The organism is Streptomyces sp. NPDC058464, assembly GCF_042721035.1.
In the GTDB taxonomy this organism is placed as follows: Bacteria; Actinomycetota; Actinomycetes; order Streptomycetales; family Streptomycetaceae; genus Streptomyces.
The window spans coordinates 55,117-72,573 of the sequence record NZ_JBHXMA010000048.1 but is presented as its reverse complement, the minus strand read 5'-3'; the positions used below and the strand labels follow the sequence as shown (position 1 = coordinate 72,573).

Here is a 17,457-nt window from a genome sequence, read left to right as displayed (position 1 = left end):
GGCTCCCGGCGCCTCAGGGGCGCGGACGGTGCCGGGCCTCCAGGAACCCGGCGAGCCCCGTGGCGTCGGTGCCGAGTTTGCGGTAGACGCGGGACAGCAGCTGCCGCACGCCCTGCTCGGTGAGGCGGAGCTCCTTGGCGACCACGGCCACCGGCTGTCCCTGGACGGTCAGTCGGGCGGTGCGCAGCTCCTGCGCGGTCAGCGTGTCCGCCTGCGGGTAGCGCAACGGCAGCGGGCGCAGCCCGGCCGCCGAGAGCTCCTCCCTGGCCCGGGCGGCGAGCGCCTCGGCCCCGCAGTGGACGGCTCCTTCCAGCCCCTGGTAGAGCCGGTCGGCGGCCTCCTGGAGCCGGCCGCCCCGGGACAGCGCGGCGCCGTGGCCGATCTGGGCGCGGGCCAGTTCGTAGGCGGCGGGCGACTGCTCCAGATGGTCGACGGCCTGCGCGTACAGGTCGACCGCCGCCGGCCCGGCGGTCACCTCGGCGAGGGTGTGCAGGGCCTGCCCGACGGCGGAGGCGGCGCCGAACTCCCGGGCCCGGCGCACGGCCTCCTCGGCGTGGGCGACCGCCTCCTCGGGGGCGGCGGGGGCGAGCGCGGACGCGAGCCGCAGCTGCCACGGGCACCAGGCCGGGTTGCGCCAGCCCCGCCCGTCCAGCCACTCCCCGACCGCGGCCAGCAGCCGCGCCGCCTCGGCGTGCCGGCCCTCGGCGAGGAGCAGTTCGGCGTAGACGGTACGAGGGTCGGGGTAGATGACGGCGTTGACCGGTGTCTCGCCGAAGTGGTGCCCGTCGGCGAACGCGCGCGCCTCCGAGACGCGCCCGCGGGCCAGCAGGGTCTTGATCAGGATGCTCACGCCGAACCACTGGGCGGCCACGACCCCGTCCACCTTGTCGGCGATCCGCAGCCCCTCCCGTACCGTGTTCTCGGCCTCGGCCAGGCAACCGCGCCGGTAGCGGATGTATCCGGCGATGGTCTGGCCGAACGCCAGATGGGAGCCGTGCCAGCCCTTGGCCAGGCATTCGGCGATCCCCTTGGCGAACAGCTCCTCGGCCCGTCGCGGCTGGTCGCCGTACATGAACACCAGGGCGACGGAGAGCGGTACCTCGAACCCCCGGTTCTCGTCGGTCCAGCTCATGCCGCCGCGCAGGGCCTTGTCGGCGTACGCGAGGGAGGTCTCCCGCGGTTCGCCGCGCATGGCCGCGTCCCAGGCGCGCAGTCCCAGGATGTAGCGCTCCTCCAGGCTGCGGCCGGGCAACTGCTCGGCCAGGCGCGCCAGCGTCCGGGAGCGGGTGGGCGAGTCGTGGTCGTCCGGACGCACCATGCTCCAGACGAACTGGTCGGCCTGCATGCGCAGTTTGACGCGCGGATTTGTGGCCTGCCGGGCCTCCTCGGCGGCCACGTCCACCGCCTCGGCCAGCTGATCGGTGTGGGCCATGGCCGTCGTCAGCCGGTAGACGATGGAGGCCCGCAGATCGGGGTCGACATGGGGCTGGGCCAGCGCCTGGCGCAGGTGCCGCACCGTCGCGGTGGGCTCGATCAGGAAGGTGGCGCAGGCGAGTTCGTGCAGGACGGCGGCGCGGTCCTCGGGCAGAGGAGGTTCCTGGAGCGCGCGGGTCAGCAGGCGTCGGGCCGCCTCGGTGGCGCCGGCCCGGAGGTACTCGCGGGCGGCCTCGCGCAGACACGCGACGGTCTCGGGACGGTCCTCGCAGGGGACCTCCAGCAGATGCCGGGCGGCCTTGGCGGGGCCGTACCCCGCGGCGAGGACGGCCTGCGCCGCGGTGTTGTGCAGACCGGTCCGGAAGCCCGTGCGGATGGACCGGTAGATCGTCGTGGCGATCAGCGGGTGGACGAACTCCAGCTCGCCCTCGTGACCGTGGCCGTCGGCCAGGATACGGGCCGCGCGCAGCTTCTCGGTCGCCTCGCCGACGGCCTCGTCGCCGAGCACGGCGATGGTCCCGGCGAGCTCCGGCGAGAAGGGCGAACCCAGTACGGCCGCGGTCTGCGCGAAGCGCACGGTCGTCGTGCCGAGCCGCTCCAGGCGTTCGATCAGTCCCGGGCCCTTGATCGCCGCCGCCAGCTCACGCATCGCGGGCAGGTCGTCGCCGGTGCCGCCCAGGTTGCGCTCCGCGAGCCCGATGGCGAGTTCCACCGCCTCGAAGGGGCTCCCGCCGGTGGCCGACCAGCACTCCTTGCAGAACCCGTCCTCGGCGGCCTCCCCGACCTCGCTCCTGACGATCCGCGTCACGCCCTCGGGAGTGAGCACCGCCAGGTTGTGCGGGCGGTTCCCGTGGTCCCCCACGAGGGCGCGCAGTCCGCCTGCCTCGGGCGGCAGTTCGTCGGGCCGGTAGGCGACGACGATCAGCAGCGGGAGGTCGTCGACCCGTGGCGCGAAGGAGGCGAGCCAGCTCAGCGACTCGGGGTCGGTCCAGTGGAGGTCGTCCAGGAGCAGGACGACGGGATCCTTCTTGACCGTGAGGCGCGTCATGACCCAGTCGAGCCCTTCGCGGACTCCGGTCGGGTCCGGCGCCGGGGCGGGTCCCGTCGCCTCGAGACCCAGCACGGCGGCGACCGTGTCGTACCAGCTGCCCAGGAAGACGCGGAGCTCCCTCTCGTCCATCCTCGCCAGTGAGGGCTGCATCAACTGGCGTACCACCCGGAACGCCGCGCCCTGTTCCGTCTCGCTGCCTCTGCCGGACAGCACGGTGAACCTGTGTGCCATGGCCCGGGCGCGCGCCTCCGTGAGGAGCGCCGTCTTGCCCAGTCCGGCCGACCCGGTGAAGGCGAGCAGCCCTTTGCGTCTCGTTCGTGGCACGCCGTCCGTGGTGCGCCGCAACTCCCGGAACGCCGCGTCGACGGCCTGAAGTTCCCGTCGGCGTTCGATCAGGGTCTCCTGGTCCGTGACCGGTTGCCGCGGCTCCGTCGCCATATGCCGTACCGCTTTCTTTCGTTCGGCTTCTTTCGTTCGGCCCGGGGAGAGCCGAGCGTACGCCTTGTCGCGGTGCGGGCAGGCCGGACTGAGTACTATCGGGTGAATCATGAACTGCAGAAGGGATAATGTCCGCGGTCCGGGTAAGAGGCCCTGATAGCCGCCACCCGGAAACGCGGTCTCCGGTATTCGTCCGGCGCCTATGGCACGGCGGGCACCGACGCCACGTCCGCATACCGCGGTACGCTCCGGGACCAGTGGTAACACCCACCGATCCAGCCGGTCATGCCCTCCACGTATCGGACGCCCGCGGGGCTCAGTTCCGGTTCCACCTCCGCGAGCACCCTCTGGAACTCGCGGATCGTGCCGTTGATCTGCCGGACGGCCAGGAGGACGGCTGCCTGCAGGGAGCAGTGGTGTTCGCGCTGCCGGGCCAGGGCGAGGTTGATCACCTCGCCCGCGCGCTGTTCCTTGACGGCGGAGAACAGGTCGGCCGTCCAGACCGCCGCGTCGGCCGAGAGCCGGCCGAGCCGCCGTACGGCCGGATGGTGCAGTTCCGCGGGCGACAGTTCGTCCGATGCCGAGGCCTCGTACAGCGGGTGGAACGGCTCGACGCCCGCGGTCAGCGACCGTATCGAGGTGCAGTCCCCGGTGCGCAGGGCGACGGGGTGGGCCTGGGCCACCGCCTCGTACAGCAGCCCGTGCACGTATTCGCGGCTCTGCCAGGCCCATCGTGCGGCCTGTCCGGGTGTGCACCGCTCCCGGACCTGCCGGAGGAGATCGGTCAGCGCCGCTCCGAGCGGTGTGCCGGGCGCCCGGTCGTCCCGCAGGATCGCGATGCTCTCGCACAGCATGGGCACGAGCCCGGCCGGGGAGCGCCGGCCGACGACCTCCGCCCGGTCGTCGAAGACGAACTGATAGGCGATCTGGTGGGCGACGATGCGCAGCAGCCCGGGATCGACGGCGGGGCTGGTGAACGACGCGAGCTGGGCTGGGCGGGTCCGGGCGATCATCGCCGCCACCCCCGGCTCGGCGGTCAGCCCCCAGGTACTCAGCCATGCCTCCACACTGGCCGTGGCCTCGGGTTCGTGGGGGTTGCGGCGGAACGGGAAGGGCATGTGCAGACGGATGTCGATGAGGTCCTTGAGGCTGGCCGCCGGCTGTCCGCCCGGTACGCCGGACCTGACTTCCTCATGCGTTGTCGACACTGTGGTCACCTGCCGATCGGGATTGCGGTGCCTGGCGGGTGCACACCGCGCGGCGGGGGAGCGGGGCGCGGGACGACGACGCGTCCGACAGCCGCTGCGGACGCGTCTCGCAGGCCATGACCAGCGAGCGCGGCCCCAGGGTGATCGCCGGGCGCGGTGTCCGTGCGACGTACCCGGGGAGATGGCGCAGGCGCACGCGGCCGGCGATGGTCGCGAGCGCCACGGTGACCTCCACCATGGCGAACTCGTCCCCGAGGCACTTGCGGTTGCCGGCGGAGAACGGCATCGCCGCGCGCCGCTGTCCGGCGGTGGGCCGCCCCGGCAGCCAGCGGTCGGGATCGAAGCGCTCGGGGTCGGGGAACGACGACGGGTCGTGGTGCAGGAGGTAGGGGCTGTAGAGCACGGTGGCTCCCGCGGGCAGCCGGCGTCCGGCGAGCTCCGTCTCCCGGGTGGTGACGCGGGTGAAGAGCCAGCCCGGGGACGAGTGGCGCAGCGTCTCGGAGACGACGCACCGGGTCCGGACGAGGTCCGGCAGGTCGCCGGGGCCGGGCCGACGGCCGCCCGGGAGGACGGCGTCGAGTTCGGCGTGCAGGCGCCGTTCGGCCTCCGGGTGGCCGGCCAGCAGGCTGAAGGCCGCGGCCAGGGCCAGGGCCGAGGTCTCCGCGCCCGTGAGCAGCAGCGTGATCAGGTGGTCGTGGATCTCCTGGTCGCCGAGGGCCGCCGCGCCGTCGTCGCGGGTGGCCGCCAGCAGACTGCCCAGGACGTCGTCGCGGGTGGGGCCCCGGCGGCGCTCGGCGATCACGGTGTCGATGACGGCGTGCAGACGGGCGAGCGCGCGCCGGTAGCGGCGGTTGGCGGGGGCCGGGAACCGGAACAGGGCGTCGACCGGGACGACCGTGCGGACGAAGAGGCCGCGGACGACGTCGGCGAGGCAGTCCCGCACCTGGGCGGCGGCCGTGTCGTCCAGTGAGCCGGAGAAGAGGACCCGGCTGATCACACGGGTCGTGAGGGTCATCGCCGCCTCGGTGACGGGAACCGTCCCGCCCGCCTGCCACCCCTCGCACACCGACTCGGCCTCCTCGGCGACGAGTTCCGTGTACGCGGCGGCGTGGGACGGCCGGAAAGCGGGCTGCAGCAGCCTGCGTTTGTCCCGGTGCGCAGGCTGACGGCAGGTCACCAGTCCGTCCCCCATCAGGTTTCCGAGGCGGTCGTAGAGCGGGCCCCCCTTGTCGAAGGTGTGCGGGTCCATGAGCACCTCGTGGGCCAGCTCCGGGTGGCACACCATCCAGGCGCGCTGGGGGCCCAGGCGTATCTCGACCAGATCCCCGTGCGCGGGCAATGAATTCAGAAACGCCAGCGGCCGGCGGTACAGGGAGATAGCGTGACCGAGGAGTGGGAATATGCCGGGAGCAGTACCTGTCCTCCACGTTCGTTTTTGTTCAGGCACAGCACCGTTCATGGAAACCTCCTGCCCAGTACGACACGTGAAATGAGCGAACCTGTTCAGGGTCTGACAACCCGAGACAAGTCCTGCCCAGTTCAACCGTGCCCGGGTTTCCGGAAACCTTTCTCCAAAGGGGCGCACGGGGGCACGTTGAAGCAAAGAGCACCGGGCGCGAACACCTCTTGATGCATGATGCATCGATTGTGATTCCAGGTGGCACTCCAGCCCGGTCCCGCCCCGGTCGCTTGACCTGTCCGGGCGACGGGCCGAGGATCATGAGTCATGACGCAGGGACAGGGCAGCACGGTGGACGGGGTGCTGCGGCGCAGCGCCCGGCGCACTCCCGCGCGGGTGGCGGTGCGGTACGGCGAGCGGCGGTGGACGTACGAGGAACTCGACGACGCCGTCTCGCGAGCGGCGGGCGTCCTGCTCGGCCAGGGCCTCGACCGCGGTGACCGGGTCGGCACCTACGGACACAACTCCGACGCCTACCTGATCGCCTTCCTCGCCTGCGCCCGCGCCGGCCTGGTCCACGTCCCGGTCAACCAGAACCTCACCGGCGACGACCTCGCGTACATCGTCGGCCAGTCGGGCAGCTCCCTGGTCCTCGCCGACCCCGACCTCGCCGGCCGGCTCCCCGACGGCGTACGGGCGCTGCCGCTGCGGGACGCCGACGGCTCGCTGCTCGCCCGGCTCGCGGACGCGGCGCCGTACGACGGGCCCGAACCGCGCACCGAGGACCTGGTGCAGCTGCTGTACACCTCCGGGACCACGGCGCTGCCCAAGGGCGCGATGATGACCCACCGGGCGCTGGTCCACGAGTACCTGAGCGCGATCGCCGCCCTCGACCTCAGCGCCGGCGACCGGCCCGCGCACGCGCTGCCCCTCTACCACTCCGCCCAGTTGCACGTGTTCCTGCTGCCCTACCTGGCGGTGGGCGCGACCAACGTCATCCTCGACGGGCCGGACGGCGACACCTTGTTCGACCTGATCGAGACCGGGGACGTGGACAGCCTGTTCGCGCCGCCCACCGTGTGGATCGGACTGTCCAACCGGCCCGACTTCGCCACCCGCGACCTCGGCGGACTGCGCAAGGCCTACTACGGCGCGTCGATCATGCCGGTGCCCGTCCTGGAGCGGCTGCGCGAACGCCTCCCGAAACTCGCCCTGTTCAACTGCTTCGGACAGAGCGAGATCGGGCCGCTCGCCACCGTCCTCGCGCCCGAGGAGCACAAGGGCCGGCTGGACTCCTGCGGCCGCACCGTCCTGTTCGTCGAGGCACGCGTGGTCGGCGAGGACGGCGAGGACGCGCCCGACGGCACACCCGGCGAGATCGTCTACCGCTCACCGCAGCTCTGCGAGGGCTACTGGGAGAAGCCCGAGGAGACCGAGGAGGCCTTCCGGGACGGCTGGTTCCACTCCGGCGACCTCGCGGTGCGCGACGCCGACGGCTATTACACGATCGTCGACCGGGTGAAGGACGTCATCAACTCCGGTGGCGTGCTGGTCGCCTCGCGGCAGGTCGAGGACGCCCTCTACAGCCACGAGGCGGTCGCCGAGGCCGCCGTGATCGGTCTGCCCGACGAGCGGTGGATCGAGGCGGTCACGGCGGTCGTCGTCCCGCGCGGCGAGATCGACGAGGCCGGGCTGATCGCCCACGTGAAGGAGAGGCTGCCCGCCTTCAAGGCGCCCAAGCGGGTCCTGTTCGTGGACGCGCTGCCCCGCAACGCCAGCGGGAAGATCCTGAAGCGGGAGCTGCGGGACCGGTTCGGCCCCGCCTCGTGAGGACCGCCTCGTGAGGACCGGCTCCTGACGACCGCCTCGTGAGGACCCGGGAGGCGGTTCTCGCGAGGCCCCGGGACGTGAGTGTCGGCACAACGCCCGCCCAGGACCCAAGAAGTCTGGTTCCATACCGTGTGCGGCTTCCGACACCTCGTCCGCCGTTCACCGCCGGCGTGCACATCACCAACATGTCCTGCTGCCTCCCCGTCCCCCTCGGCGCACTCGCGGGCATCCCCGGCCCGCGCGAGATACTGCGCTCCGGCCTCCTCCTCGCGCCCGCCCTGCTCCGGTCCGCCACCGCACCCCGCCTCCGGCACCCCGGCCCGCTCGCCGCCGTCCACCTGGAACTCGTCACCCTCACCGAGGACCGCGCCGTCATCACCTGGCACACCGCCCTGCCCGGCACCGACGACGGCACCGGCCGGATGCTGCCCGCCGTCACCGAGGGCGAGGTCGTCTACGGCACCCACCCGGCCCGCCTCAACCGCACCGCGGGCGAGGACCGTCCCACCGCACACCACCACGTCGAACTCACCGGTCTGGAACCCGGGCAGACGTACTACTACCAGGCCCGCTCCCAAGGCGTGCCCGCCACACCCACCGCGCTGCACCTGGTGCGCGGCAACGCGGCCGGCACCTCCCGACACGGTCTCGGCACACCCGGCGGCCCCTACTCCTTCACCACCCCGCAGCCCCCGCCCGGCCGCCACCTGCTCTCCCTCGCCCTCTGCAACGACCTCCACATCGGCGAGACCGTCGCCGGCCTGGTGGCAGGAGTCCCCTTGCTGCGCGGAGTGGCCCAGCGGACCGGACAGACCCCCTACCCCGAGCTCATGAGCCGCGCCGTGGTGGACGAGGCCCGCCGCCGCGGGGCCCAACTGCTGCTGGCCGCCGGTGACATCTCCGCCGGCGGCGGACCGCGCGACCTGGCGGAGGCCAGACGGATCCTGGACGGCTTCGGCACCCACCGGCGGGACTACCTCGTCGTCCGGGGCAACCACGACCGCGGCGCGGGCGGGGGCGACGCCTTCCACCAGGTGTTCGGCGGACCCGACCGGCCCGGCTGGTTCGAACACGACGTGGGCGGGCTGCGGATCATCGGCCTCGACACCTACGACAAGCGCGGGAACGGCGGTGACACGGGCGGCCTCGGCGCCGAGCAGCTGTCCTGGTTCCGGCGCCGGCTGCGGGCCCACAGGGAACAGCCCACCGTCGTCTTCGGCCACCATCCGCTGACCGTACGGGAGGCACTCTTCCCGGTGAGCCCGGCGCAGCGCCTCGGCCGCCGCCAGGCCCGCGCGATCCTGCGCGCCTACGCCGCCGCCCCGGGTGTGTTCCTCCACCATGTGGGCCACACCCACCGCAACAAGCGCACCCATGTGCCCCTCGCCCCGCAGGTGACACTGCAGGAGGTCGGCGCCGCCAAGGAGTATCCCGGCGGTTTCTTCCTGCTGCGGATCCACAGCGGGGGCTATGCGCTCAACTTCTTCCGGGCCCGTGCCGCCGAGGCCCTGGAGTGGAACGAGCACAGCCGCCGGCAGGCCGGGGGACTGTGGCCGTACCACGCATTCGGCCGTACGGTCGCCGACCGCAACAGCGTGACCGTCCGCGACCTGTCCGGCATCGGCCGGCTGGTGCCGCCGTCCGCGCAGCCGCATTCCTCCCAAGGGATGACGGCCGTCCCGACCCCCCGCCTGGATGTGGCCTAGCGAAGGGCACCTCCGTAGCGTGGGGACATGTCGACCCTGTGGGAACTCATGCGCGACTGCATCCCCGACGACCACGCCCGCCAGGTCACCTCCCGCTACTACCTCGACGAGGCCATGCGCTCGCCGCGGGCACCGGACCGGGTGGTGGACCTCGGCTGCGGGCGGGGTACGTCGGCCGAGCTCTTCCGCAAGCACGACTCCCGCGTCCGCTGGGTGGGGGTCGACATCCGCGATTCGCCGGAGGCCGCCCAGCGCACGCCAGGCGGCGACAGCGTGGTGTACTTCGACGGCGTCAACCTGCCGTTCCGCTCCGACGCCGTGCCGCTCGTCTACTCGCACCAGGTCTTCGAACACGTCGCCAGACCCCGGGAACTGCTCGCGGAGGTGAGCCGGGTGCTGCGCCCGGGCGGGCTGTTCATCGGCAGCACCTCCCAGTTCGAGCCGTACCACTCCTTCAGCCTCTGGAACTACACGCCCTACGGATTCCGGGTGCTGGTCGAGGAGGCCGGGCTCGCCCTGGAGGAGATCCGGCCCTCGCTCGACGGCGTGACCCTGATCATGCGCACCTACCACGGCTCGCGGAAGAAGGAGTACGGCCGCTTCTGGCAGACGGAGTCGCCGCTCAACACGGAGATCGACACCTGGGCCCGCAAGAGCAAGCGGGACGCCGCCCTGGTGAACCTCCGCAAGCTCACGTTCTGCGGGCAGTTCGCGTTCCGGGTGAGCAAGCCGGCCCGGGGCTGACAGCGCGGCCGCCCGCCCGAAATCCGTTGCGGCGGCGCGCCGCCGTCCCCGAGGATCGGCGCCATGCCCACCTTCACCGCAGCGGACGGCACCCGCCTCGCCTACCACGTCAGAGGCGAGGGCGAACCGCTCGTCGTACTCCCCGGTGGGCCCATGCGGGCCTCCGCCTACCTCGGGGACCTGGGCGGGCTGGCCGCGCATCGCCGGCTGATCCTGCTCGACCTGCGGGGGACCGGCGACTCCGCGGTGCCCGCCGACCCGGCGTCGTACCGCTGCGACCGACTGGTCGACGACGTGGAGATGTTGCGCGCCCACATGGGGCTCGACCACATGGACCTACTGGCGCACTCGGCCGGTGCGAGCCTGGCGATCCTGTACGCGGCGGCCCATCCGCAGCGCGTGCGGCGGCTCGCGCTGATCACCGGCAACCCCTCGGCCCTCGGCCTGCGGGCCACCCCCGAGGACCGGCTGGCGGCGGCCCGGCTGCGCGCCGGGGAGCCCTGGTTCGAGGGGGCGTTCCCCGCGCTGGAGGCGTGGCTGACCGGCTCCGGGGACTTCGACGAGGCGTTCATGCCGTTCTTCTACGGCCGCTGGGACGACGCCGCCCGCGCGCACGACGCGGCCGCCGAGGAGCAGACCAACGACGAGGCGGGCGACCGCTACTTCGCCGAGGGCGCCTTCACCCCGGACGCCACCCGGACCGCCCTGCGCGCCCTCGCCGCCCGCGTCCTGGTGTACGCCGGTGGGCTCGACGGCGGTCCCAGCCCGGCCCTGGCCCGGCGCGCCGTCACGGCCTTCCCCGCCGCCGAACTCGCCGTGCAGCCGGGCGCCGGCCACTACCCCTGGCTCGACGACCCCGAGTGGTTCGTCCGCCGTACCGTCGCCTTCCTGGACGCCTGAGCCGGACGGGGGTGCTGCGGTCCGAACGCCGTCAGGAAGCGGTTGCGGAACTTGTTCATCGCCCAGATCGGCGCCTCGGGGGCGGGCTTGAGACCCGGAGTCCAGCCCCAGCCGGCGACCCGGTCCAGGACCGCCGGGTCGTGGGCGACGATCGTGATCGGGACGTCCCGGCGCGGGCTGCCCGCGACGACCTCCGGGCGGGGCTGGTGGTCGCCGAGGAAGACCAGGACCGTGTTCGGGTGGGCGTAGCGCTGCATGAACCCGAACAGACTGCGCAGCGAGTACTCGATCGAGGCCCGGTACTCGGCGCGCACGCTCTCCGTGTCCTTCCAGACCTCCGCCGGGTCCTTGCCCGCCCGCCGGATCGGCCCGAACACCGAGCCGTCACCGAGGTCCTTCCAGCCGATCATGCGGGGCAGCGGCGCCCAGGGCTGGTGGCTGGAGGCGAGGATGATCTCTGCCATCAGCGGACGCCGGTTCTTCCTCCCGTACTCCAGGCGGTCGAAGGCCTCCAGCGTGAACTGGTCGGGGACGGGCGTCCAGCTGAAGTACGGGCCGCGGTAGCCGAGATGCGTGGAGTCGTAGGCGCGGTCGAGCCCGAAGAACCGGGCCTCCGGCCAGGCGCGGCGGACGCCCGGGACGACACCGACCGTGCGCCACGCGCCGGTCCTCCGGAAGTACTGGTTGAGGGTCGTCCGGCCGCCGGAGACCAGATTGCGGTAGCGCTGCTGGTTGTCGATCCACAGTCCGGACAGCAGCGTGGCGTGGCACATCCAGCTGCCCGCCCCGAGGACCGGGGAGCGCAGCCAGCCGCTGCGGGCGTCGAAACCGGCCGCCTTGAGCGAGGCGGTGCCCTCCTGGAGGACCGCGCCGACCTGTCGCGCCATCGCCGGATCCTCGATCGCCGTACGGCCGTAGCTCTCCACGAACGTGAACAGCACGTCCTTGCCGCGCAGACCCGTCAGCAGCCGGTCCGGCGGAGTGTTCTCGAAGGCGTCGACGGCGGCCTCCGCCGCGAAGACCCGCGCGTCCGCCAGACCGGCCCGGACCGCCCGCACCCTCTCGTCCACCAACTGGGCGTCCAGCGTCGCGGCGACGGGCGCGCCACCGGCCTGGAGGCCGAAGGTGGCACAGGTGACCCAGGCGACGGCCAGCACCAGCGTGGTACGGCTCGCAGGCCGGCGGCGGCGCGCCAGCCGGTCGGCGAGCCGTACCAGGGCGAGGACGGTCACGGCCGGCACGGTCACGGCGAGCAGCACGGCCCCGGCGATCGCGAGCAGCTCACTGGTCCGGCCGAACGACTCCCGTACGTAGTCCGCCGCGTCGTCCAGCAGAACCCAGTCGAGCACCAGGTCGAACGGCCGTTGCAGCGCCGAGTAGAAGCCTATGTCCAGGCACTTCACCAGCGTCAGCACCCCCAGCGCCGCGCCCGCCAGCACCGCCGTGACGCGCCGCGCCCAGGCGGGCAGCACCAGCAGAACGGCGGCCAGCACGATCCCCTCGGCCGGGAGGCGCAGGAACGCCCCCGGCCTCAGGTGGTCGAGCTGGTTCGGCAGCAGCAGTGCCGTCAGGAGCAGGGCGGCGGCCAGGAGTGTCGTCCCCACCGTGACGGTCCTGGCGACACCCGGATGTCTCCGCAGCCGGCCGCCGTCATCGCCCGCACCGGCCGGCGCGCCTTCGGTGTCCGGCAACTGGGCAGGCGTGGGGTGCGACACCGGAGGTCCTTCCGAACGGTCGTCGTGACGCTGCGCGCTTGATCGATGCCATATCGTGCGCACACAGTGCGACCCCGGGACCGCCCGCCACGCTGGCACGCCCGTGCCTCATGACTCGAGGACCCCGAGGTCCGTCCGCCGTACCGCAGGCTCTGCGGAGACCTGAGGCGGGCTCAGCTCTGCGGCCCGAACGCCTTCATGAAGCGGTCCCGGAACTGGTTCATCGCCCACTCCGGCGCGTTGTCCGCCGGCTTGAGCCCGTCCGTCCAGCCCCACCCGGAGACCCGGTCCAGGACCTTCGGGTCGCGGGCGACGATGGTGACCGGCACGTCCCGGTTGGTGCTGCCGCCCGTGACCGTCGGCACGGGCTGGTGGTCGCCGAGGAAGACGAGGACGGTGTTGTCGTCGCCGTAGCGCTGCATCCACTGGGTCAGGCTGTCCAGGGAGTACTGGATCGCCTTGCGGTACTCGGTCCGTACGCTCTTCGCGCTCTTCCAGACCTCCGTGGGGTTCGTGCCCTCCTTCTTGATCTTGTAGAAGATCCTGCCGTCCCCGAGGTCCTTCCAGTCGATGATGTGAGCGATGGGGGACCAGGGGTTGTGGCTGGAGGCCAGGATGATCTCCGCCATGATCGGGTCGCGGTTCTTCTTGCCGTGCTCCAGCTTCTGGAAGGCCTCCAGGCTGAACTGGTCCGGCACCGGCGTCCAGCTGAAGTACGGGCCGTAGTAACCGAGGTGCGTGGAGTCGTAGATGTGGTCGAGGCCGAAGTACTTGCCCTCGGGCCAGGACTTGCGCACGCCCGGCACGATGCCGACCGTGCGCCAGGCCCCGGTCTTCTGGAAGTAGCTGGTGAGGGTCGCGTGGTCACCGGTGGTCAGGGTCCGGTACCGCTGCTGGTTCTTGATCCACAGACCGGACAGGAACGTCGAGTGGGCGAGCCAGCTGCCGGCGCCCGTCACGGGCGACCTGAGCCAGCCGCTCTGCGCCGCGAAACCGGCCGACTTGAGCCTGTCGTTCCCCTCGTTGAGCGTCGCGTCGATCTCCGGAGCCATCGCCGGATCGTCGATCGCCACCCGGCCGTAACTCTCGATGAAGGTGAACAGCACGTCCTTGCCGCGCAGTCCGGTCAGCAGCTGGTCGGACGGGGTGTCGGCGTAGGCGTCGACGGCGAGTTCCTTCTTGAAGACGTCGGCGTCCCCCAGTCCGTCGCGGACGTACTGCACACGGTTGGCGAGGAACTGGCTGTAGCCCTTGGTGGCGAACGGGATGCCGGCGAACTGCACGCCCAGCGAGAAACAGGTGATCCACACGGTGCCGAGGACGAGCGTGGTGCTCACGGCCGCGGAGCGGTGCCGGTCCAGGACGTTCGCCAGCCGCACCATCGCGAGCGCGCTCAGCACGAGTACGACGACGAGCAGGACGATCACCCCGATCACCGCGAGCACCTCGCCCGTGTGACCGAACGAGTCCTTCACCCAGTCCGCCGCGTCGGTCAGCAGGACCCAGTCGAAGACCAGGTCGAACGGCCGGGCCAGGGTCTGGTAGAAGCCCATGTCGAGGCACTTCAGGACGGTGGACAGGCCGAGGAACGTCCCCGTGACGACGGCCGCGATCCGCCGTGCCTTCGACGGCAGCACGAGCAGGACGACCGAGAGGTACACCACTTCGACGGGGAGGCGGAGGAAGGTCTGGAAGGAGAACCGGTCGAGGCGGTCCGGCACGAGGATCGCACCGAGCACGAAGGCGGCCGCCAGGACGCTCGTGCCCACCCGAACGGAGGTTGCGACGCGGGGGTGGCGGCGGATTCGGCCGAACCGGCTGCGTGGGGCGGATCCGGCGGCCTGCGACGCGGGTTCGGTCTCGTCCCCGGCCGTGGCGGGGGCCGGGTGCGACTCGGCGCCCTCGGGAGCGCGTTCGCCGTCGCCGGCGGGCAGTGAGGCACCGGTCTCCCCGGCTGCCTCGCCGCGCTCCTCGTCACCGGTCGCCTCGGTCGCTTTGTCCGCCTCGGCTGTCTCGTCCGCCTCGACCCGAGTGCCGGCTTCGGCCTCGGCCCCGTCATCTGTCGGGTGCTCGGCCGACGGGGAGTCCGGCTCGGCCTCGGTCTCCGTCGGCTCGGTCGGCGTCCCCGCCGCCGGGTCCGGGGCCGACGCGTCCGCGTCCAGCAGTTGGCGAGGGGGCGTGAGGTGCGACACCCGTAAGTCCTTCCGTGCGAAGCCCGGTGATGGCACGGCGGACCGGGCCCGCAGGTCAGGAACCGCCAACCTCGCGTACGGCCTGACGTTACCCGGTGTTCAAACATCCGGGTCAATCGCGTGCAAAGAGCGCGCACGTGCTGCCGTCCCGGCGGGTCCTGCCCCGCTGCCCGCGCGTCCTACCGGTCGGCGGCCACCGCCACCTCCCGCGCCCACCGGTAGTCCGCCTTGCCGCTCGGCGACCGCTGGATGGCGTCGGCGATCACCAGCTGACGGGGAACCTTGTACCCGGCCAGATGGGTACGGCAGTGGGCCTGGATGTCCGTGAGGGAGGGCGGCTCCGCGCCCTCGCGCAGTTGCACCACCGCCGCCACATGGTTGCCCCAGGTGGTGTCCGGCACCCCGGCGACGAGCGCGTCGTACACGTCCGGGTGCGACTTCAGTGCCTGCTCGACCTCCTCCGGGTACACCTTCTCGCCCCCGGTGTTGATGCACTGCGAGCCCCTGCCGAGCACGTTCACGACGCCGTCCTCGTCGACCGTCGCCATGTCGCCCAGGAGCACCCACCTCCGGCCGTCCTTCTCGAAGAACGTCTCGGCGGTCTTCGCCGGGTCGTTGTAGTAGCCGAGCGGTACGTGACCGCTCTGCGCGACCCGGCCGATCTCGCCCACCGCGACCGGCTCGTGGCCGGCCGGATCGACCACCTGGGTACGGGAGTTGACGCGGACCCGGAAGCCGCTGCCGGCCCCGGAGTCGTTGGTCGCGGTTCCGTTGAAGCCGGACTCGGAGGACCCGAAGTTGTTCAGCAGCATGGCGTTCGGGACGAGTTCGCTGAACTGCCGGCGCACGGTCTCGGAGAGGATCGCACCGGAGGAGGAGACGCTGAACAGGGCGGAGCAGTCGGTGCCCTTCATCGGCCCGTTGAGGGCGTCGATCAGCGGGCGCAGCATCGCGTCGCCGACCAGCGACATACTGGTGACCTTCTCCTTCTCGACGGTGCGCAGCACCTCCTCGGGGACGAACTTGCGGTGGATCACGACCCGTTGCCCGAAGTTGAAGCCGATGAAGGTGGTGAGCGTGGACGTGCCGTGCATCAGCGGGGGAGTGGGGAAGAAGGTGATGCCCGTCCCGCCCGCCGCGACCCGTTCGGCCAGCTCCTCCGGCCGCTTCACCGGCTCACCGGTCGGCGCGCCACCGCCCAGCCCGGCGAAGAACAGGTCCTCCTGACGCCACATCACACCCTTGGGCATACCGGTCGTGCCGCCGGTGTAGATGATGAACTGGTCGTCCGCCGAGCGCGCGGGGAACCCCCGCCCGGGCGACCCGGCGGCCTCGGCCTCCGTGAAGGCGAGAGCCTTGAGGCCCGTGTCCACCGGCTCGCCCACCCGCACCAGGTGCCGCAGCTTCGGCGCCCGGGGCAGCGCCGCCGCCACCCGGTCGTCGAACTCCGCGTCGAAGACCAGCGCGACGAGATCCGCGTCGCGGTAGAGGTACACCAACTCCTCTTCGACGTACCGGTAGTTGACATTGACCGGCACGACCCGCGCCTTCAGGCAGCCGAGCACCGTCTGCAGGTACTCGACCCCGTTGTAGAGGTGCAGGCCGAGATGCTCGCCCGGGCGGATGCCGCTGTCGATCAGATGGTGGCCGATGCGGTTGGCGGCGGCGTCCAGCTCGGCGTAGGTCAGCCGGCGTTCCGCCCCCGTGCCGGGGTGGTCGAGGTAGACGAGCGCCTCGCGGTCCGTGGCCACGTCCACGACCGACTCGAACAGATCGGCAAGGTTGTACTCCACCGCTCCTCCTGACCCCGGCGACCGTGACGAAGAAAGGCGCACCTGTCCGTTCGCCGGTCATCAGAGCAAAGGGCGCGGCAAGTGTGAAGGGTTCGCGCGAAGAAATCTGACTGTCTGTCAGAAAACCCTTGAAGTGCCTCCCCGGCTACTGCAACCTGTTCTCGTTCTGGTGGAGGGGAGACGATCCCTTTCGGAGGGGAGACGGTCCATGGGTGGAACGGAACACCTCACCGTGCGGCGCGAGGGCGCCACACTCGTGCTCACGCTCAACCGGCCCGAGGCGAAGAACGCGCTCTCGATCGCCATGCTCGTCGGCCTGTACGACGGCTGGATCGAGGCCGACGAGGACGACGGCGTCCGCTCGATCGTGCTCACCGGGGCCGGGGGCGCCTTCTGCGCCGGGATGGACCTCAAGGCGCTGGCCGGACAGGGCATGGCGGGCGAGCACCTGCGCGACCGGCTGAAGGCCGACCCCGACCTGCACTGGAAGGCGATGCTCCGTCATCATCGCCCGCGCAAACCGGTGATCGCCGCGGTCGAGGGGTACTGCGTCGCGGGCGGCACGGAGATCCTCCAGGGGACCGACGTCCGGGTCGCGGGCGAGTCCGCGACGTTCGGCCTCTTCGAGGTCCGGCGGGGGCTCTTTCCGATCGGCGGGTCCACGGTGCGGCTCCAGCGGCAGATTCCGCGCACGCACGCCCTGGAGATGCTGCTCACCGGGCGGCCGTACAGCGCCAGGGAGGCGGCCGACATCGGGCTCGTCGGCCACGTCGTGCCGGACGGCACCGCGCTCGACAAGGCCCTGGAAATCGCCGAACAGATCAACGCGTGCGGGCCGTTGGCGGTCGAGGCGGTCAAGGCGTCGGTGTACGAGACCGCTGAGCTGACCGAAGCCGACGGGCTGGCTGCGGAGCTGAAGCGGGGGTGGCCGATCTTCGACACGGCCGATGCCAAGGAAGGTGCCCGTGCCTTTGCGGAGAAGCGAGCGCCTGTCTACAAGCGTGCGTAGCGCTGCGCGGGCCTGGGCCGGTCCGGAAGCTGCGGGCC

At 71.8% G+C, this 17,457-nt stretch carries 11 protein-coding genes; 5 read left to right on the top strand and 6 right to left on the bottom strand.

From position 1 onward, the window contains the following. Positions 1–13: 13 nt before the first annotated feature. The 3 genes from ACFWPQ_RS42885 to ACFWPQ_RS42875 form a co-directional block, all read right to left on the bottom strand. The gene (locus ACFWPQ_RS42885; protein WP_384047884.1) at positions 14–2,923 is read right to left on the bottom strand and encodes an ATP-binding protein; all 2,910 of its coding nucleotides are present in this window, start codon (positions 2,921–2,923) and stop codon (positions 14–16) included. A 200-nt stretch (positions 2,924–3,123) separates the two neighbouring features. Continuing rightward, the gene (locus tag ACFWPQ_RS42880; protein ID WP_384047881.1) at positions 3,124–4,131 is read right to left on the bottom strand and encodes a (-)-alpha-amorphene synthase; all 1,008 of its coding nucleotides are present in this window, start codon (positions 4,129–4,131) and stop codon (positions 3,124–3,126) included. Next, positions 4,115–5,590 (bottom strand): cytochrome P450, encoded by a 1,476-nt coding sequence (locus tag ACFWPQ_RS42875; RefSeq protein ID WP_384047878.1) that lies wholly within the window; start codon positions 5,588–5,590, stop codon positions 4,115–4,117. Before ACFWPQ_RS42875 ends, ACFWPQ_RS42880 begins: the two co-directional genes overlap by 17 nt. 267 nt (positions 5,591–5,857) lie before the next feature. Between ACFWPQ_RS42875 and ACFWPQ_RS42870 the strand changes: the two genes are divergently transcribed. The 4 genes from ACFWPQ_RS42870 to ACFWPQ_RS42855 all read left to right on the top strand — a co-directional run bounded on the left by ACFWPQ_RS42870 (position 5,858) and on the right by ACFWPQ_RS42855 (position 10,710). Beyond that, positions 5,858–7,360 carry an acyl-CoA synthetase gene (locus ACFWPQ_RS42870; RefSeq protein ID WP_384047875.1) on the top strand — a complete coding sequence of 501 codons (1,503 nt, stop codon included), beginning with the start codon at positions 5,858–5,860 and terminating at the stop codon, positions 7,358–7,360. 170 nt (positions 7,361–7,530) lie between these two features. Then, entirely contained in the window at positions 7,531–9,066 is a 1,536-nt protein-coding gene (locus tag ACFWPQ_RS42865; protein ID WP_384047872.1) for a fibronectin type III domain-containing protein, read from the top strand. A gap of 27 nt (positions 9,067–9,093) precedes the next feature. After that, positions 9,094–9,810 carry a class I SAM-dependent methyltransferase gene (locus ACFWPQ_RS42860; RefSeq protein WP_384047869.1) on the top strand — a complete coding sequence of 239 codons (717 nt, stop codon included), beginning with the start codon at positions 9,094–9,096 and terminating at the stop codon, positions 9,808–9,810. 63 nt (positions 9,811–9,873) lie between these two features. Continuing rightward, entirely contained in the window at positions 9,874–10,710 is an 837-nt protein-coding gene (locus ACFWPQ_RS42855) for an alpha/beta fold hydrolase (protein ID WP_384047867.1), read from the top strand. Here ACFWPQ_RS42855 and ACFWPQ_RS42850 read toward each other — a convergent pair. From ACFWPQ_RS42850 to ACFWPQ_RS42840, 3 genes are all read right to left on the bottom strand, one after another. Then, positions 10,647–12,314: a sulfatase gene (locus ACFWPQ_RS42850; RefSeq protein ID WP_384047864.1), complete on the bottom strand. Its 1,668-nt coding sequence runs from the start codon at positions 12,312–12,314 to the stop codon at positions 10,647–10,649. The two genes, ACFWPQ_RS42855 and ACFWPQ_RS42850, sit on opposite strands and share 64 nt — an antisense overlap. Positions 12,315–12,598: 284 nt before the next feature. Beyond that, complete coding sequence (locus tag ACFWPQ_RS42845) at positions 12,599–14,617, bottom strand: sulfatase (RefSeq protein ID WP_384047862.1); 2,019 nt, start codon at positions 14,615–14,617, stop codon at positions 12,599–12,601. A gap of 179 nt (positions 14,618–14,796) precedes the next feature. Continuing rightward, positions 14,797–16,410: an acyl-CoA synthetase gene (locus tag ACFWPQ_RS42840; protein WP_384047860.1), complete on the bottom strand. Its 1,614-nt coding sequence runs from the start codon at positions 16,408–16,410 to the stop codon at positions 14,797–14,799. A gap of 208 nt (positions 16,411–16,618) precedes the next feature. Here ACFWPQ_RS42840 and ACFWPQ_RS42835 point away from each other — a divergent pair, with 208 nt between their 5' ends. Then, positions 16,619–17,419: a crotonase/enoyl-CoA hydratase family protein gene (locus ACFWPQ_RS42835; RefSeq protein WP_384047857.1), complete on the top strand. Its 801-nt coding sequence runs from the start codon at positions 16,619–16,621 to the stop codon at positions 17,417–17,419. Positions 17,420–17,457 lie beyond the last annotated feature (38 nt).

Coding starts and splice junctions, on each gene's coding strand:
- ACFWPQ_RS42875 (WP_384047878.1), bottom strand. CDS start 5,590: ATGAACGGTGCTGTGCCTGAACAAAAACGAACGTGGAGGACAGGTACT.
- ACFWPQ_RS42855 (WP_384047867.1), top strand. CDS start 9,874: ATGCCCACCTTCACCGCAGCGGACGGCACCCGCCTCGCCTACCACGTC.
- ACFWPQ_RS42885 (WP_384047884.1), bottom strand. CDS start 2,923: ATGGCGACGGAGCCGCGGCAACCGGTCACGGACCAGGAGACCCTGATC.
- ACFWPQ_RS42870 (WP_384047875.1), top strand. CDS start 5,858: ATGACGCAGGGACAGGGCAGCACGGTGGACGGGGTGCTGCGGCGCAGC.
- ACFWPQ_RS42860 (WP_384047869.1), top strand. CDS start 9,094: ATGTCGACCCTGTGGGAACTCATGCGCGACTGCATCCCCGACGACCAC.
- ACFWPQ_RS42835 (WP_384047857.1), top strand. CDS start 16,619: ATGGGTGGAACGGAACACCTCACCGTGCGGCGCGAGGGCGCCACACTC.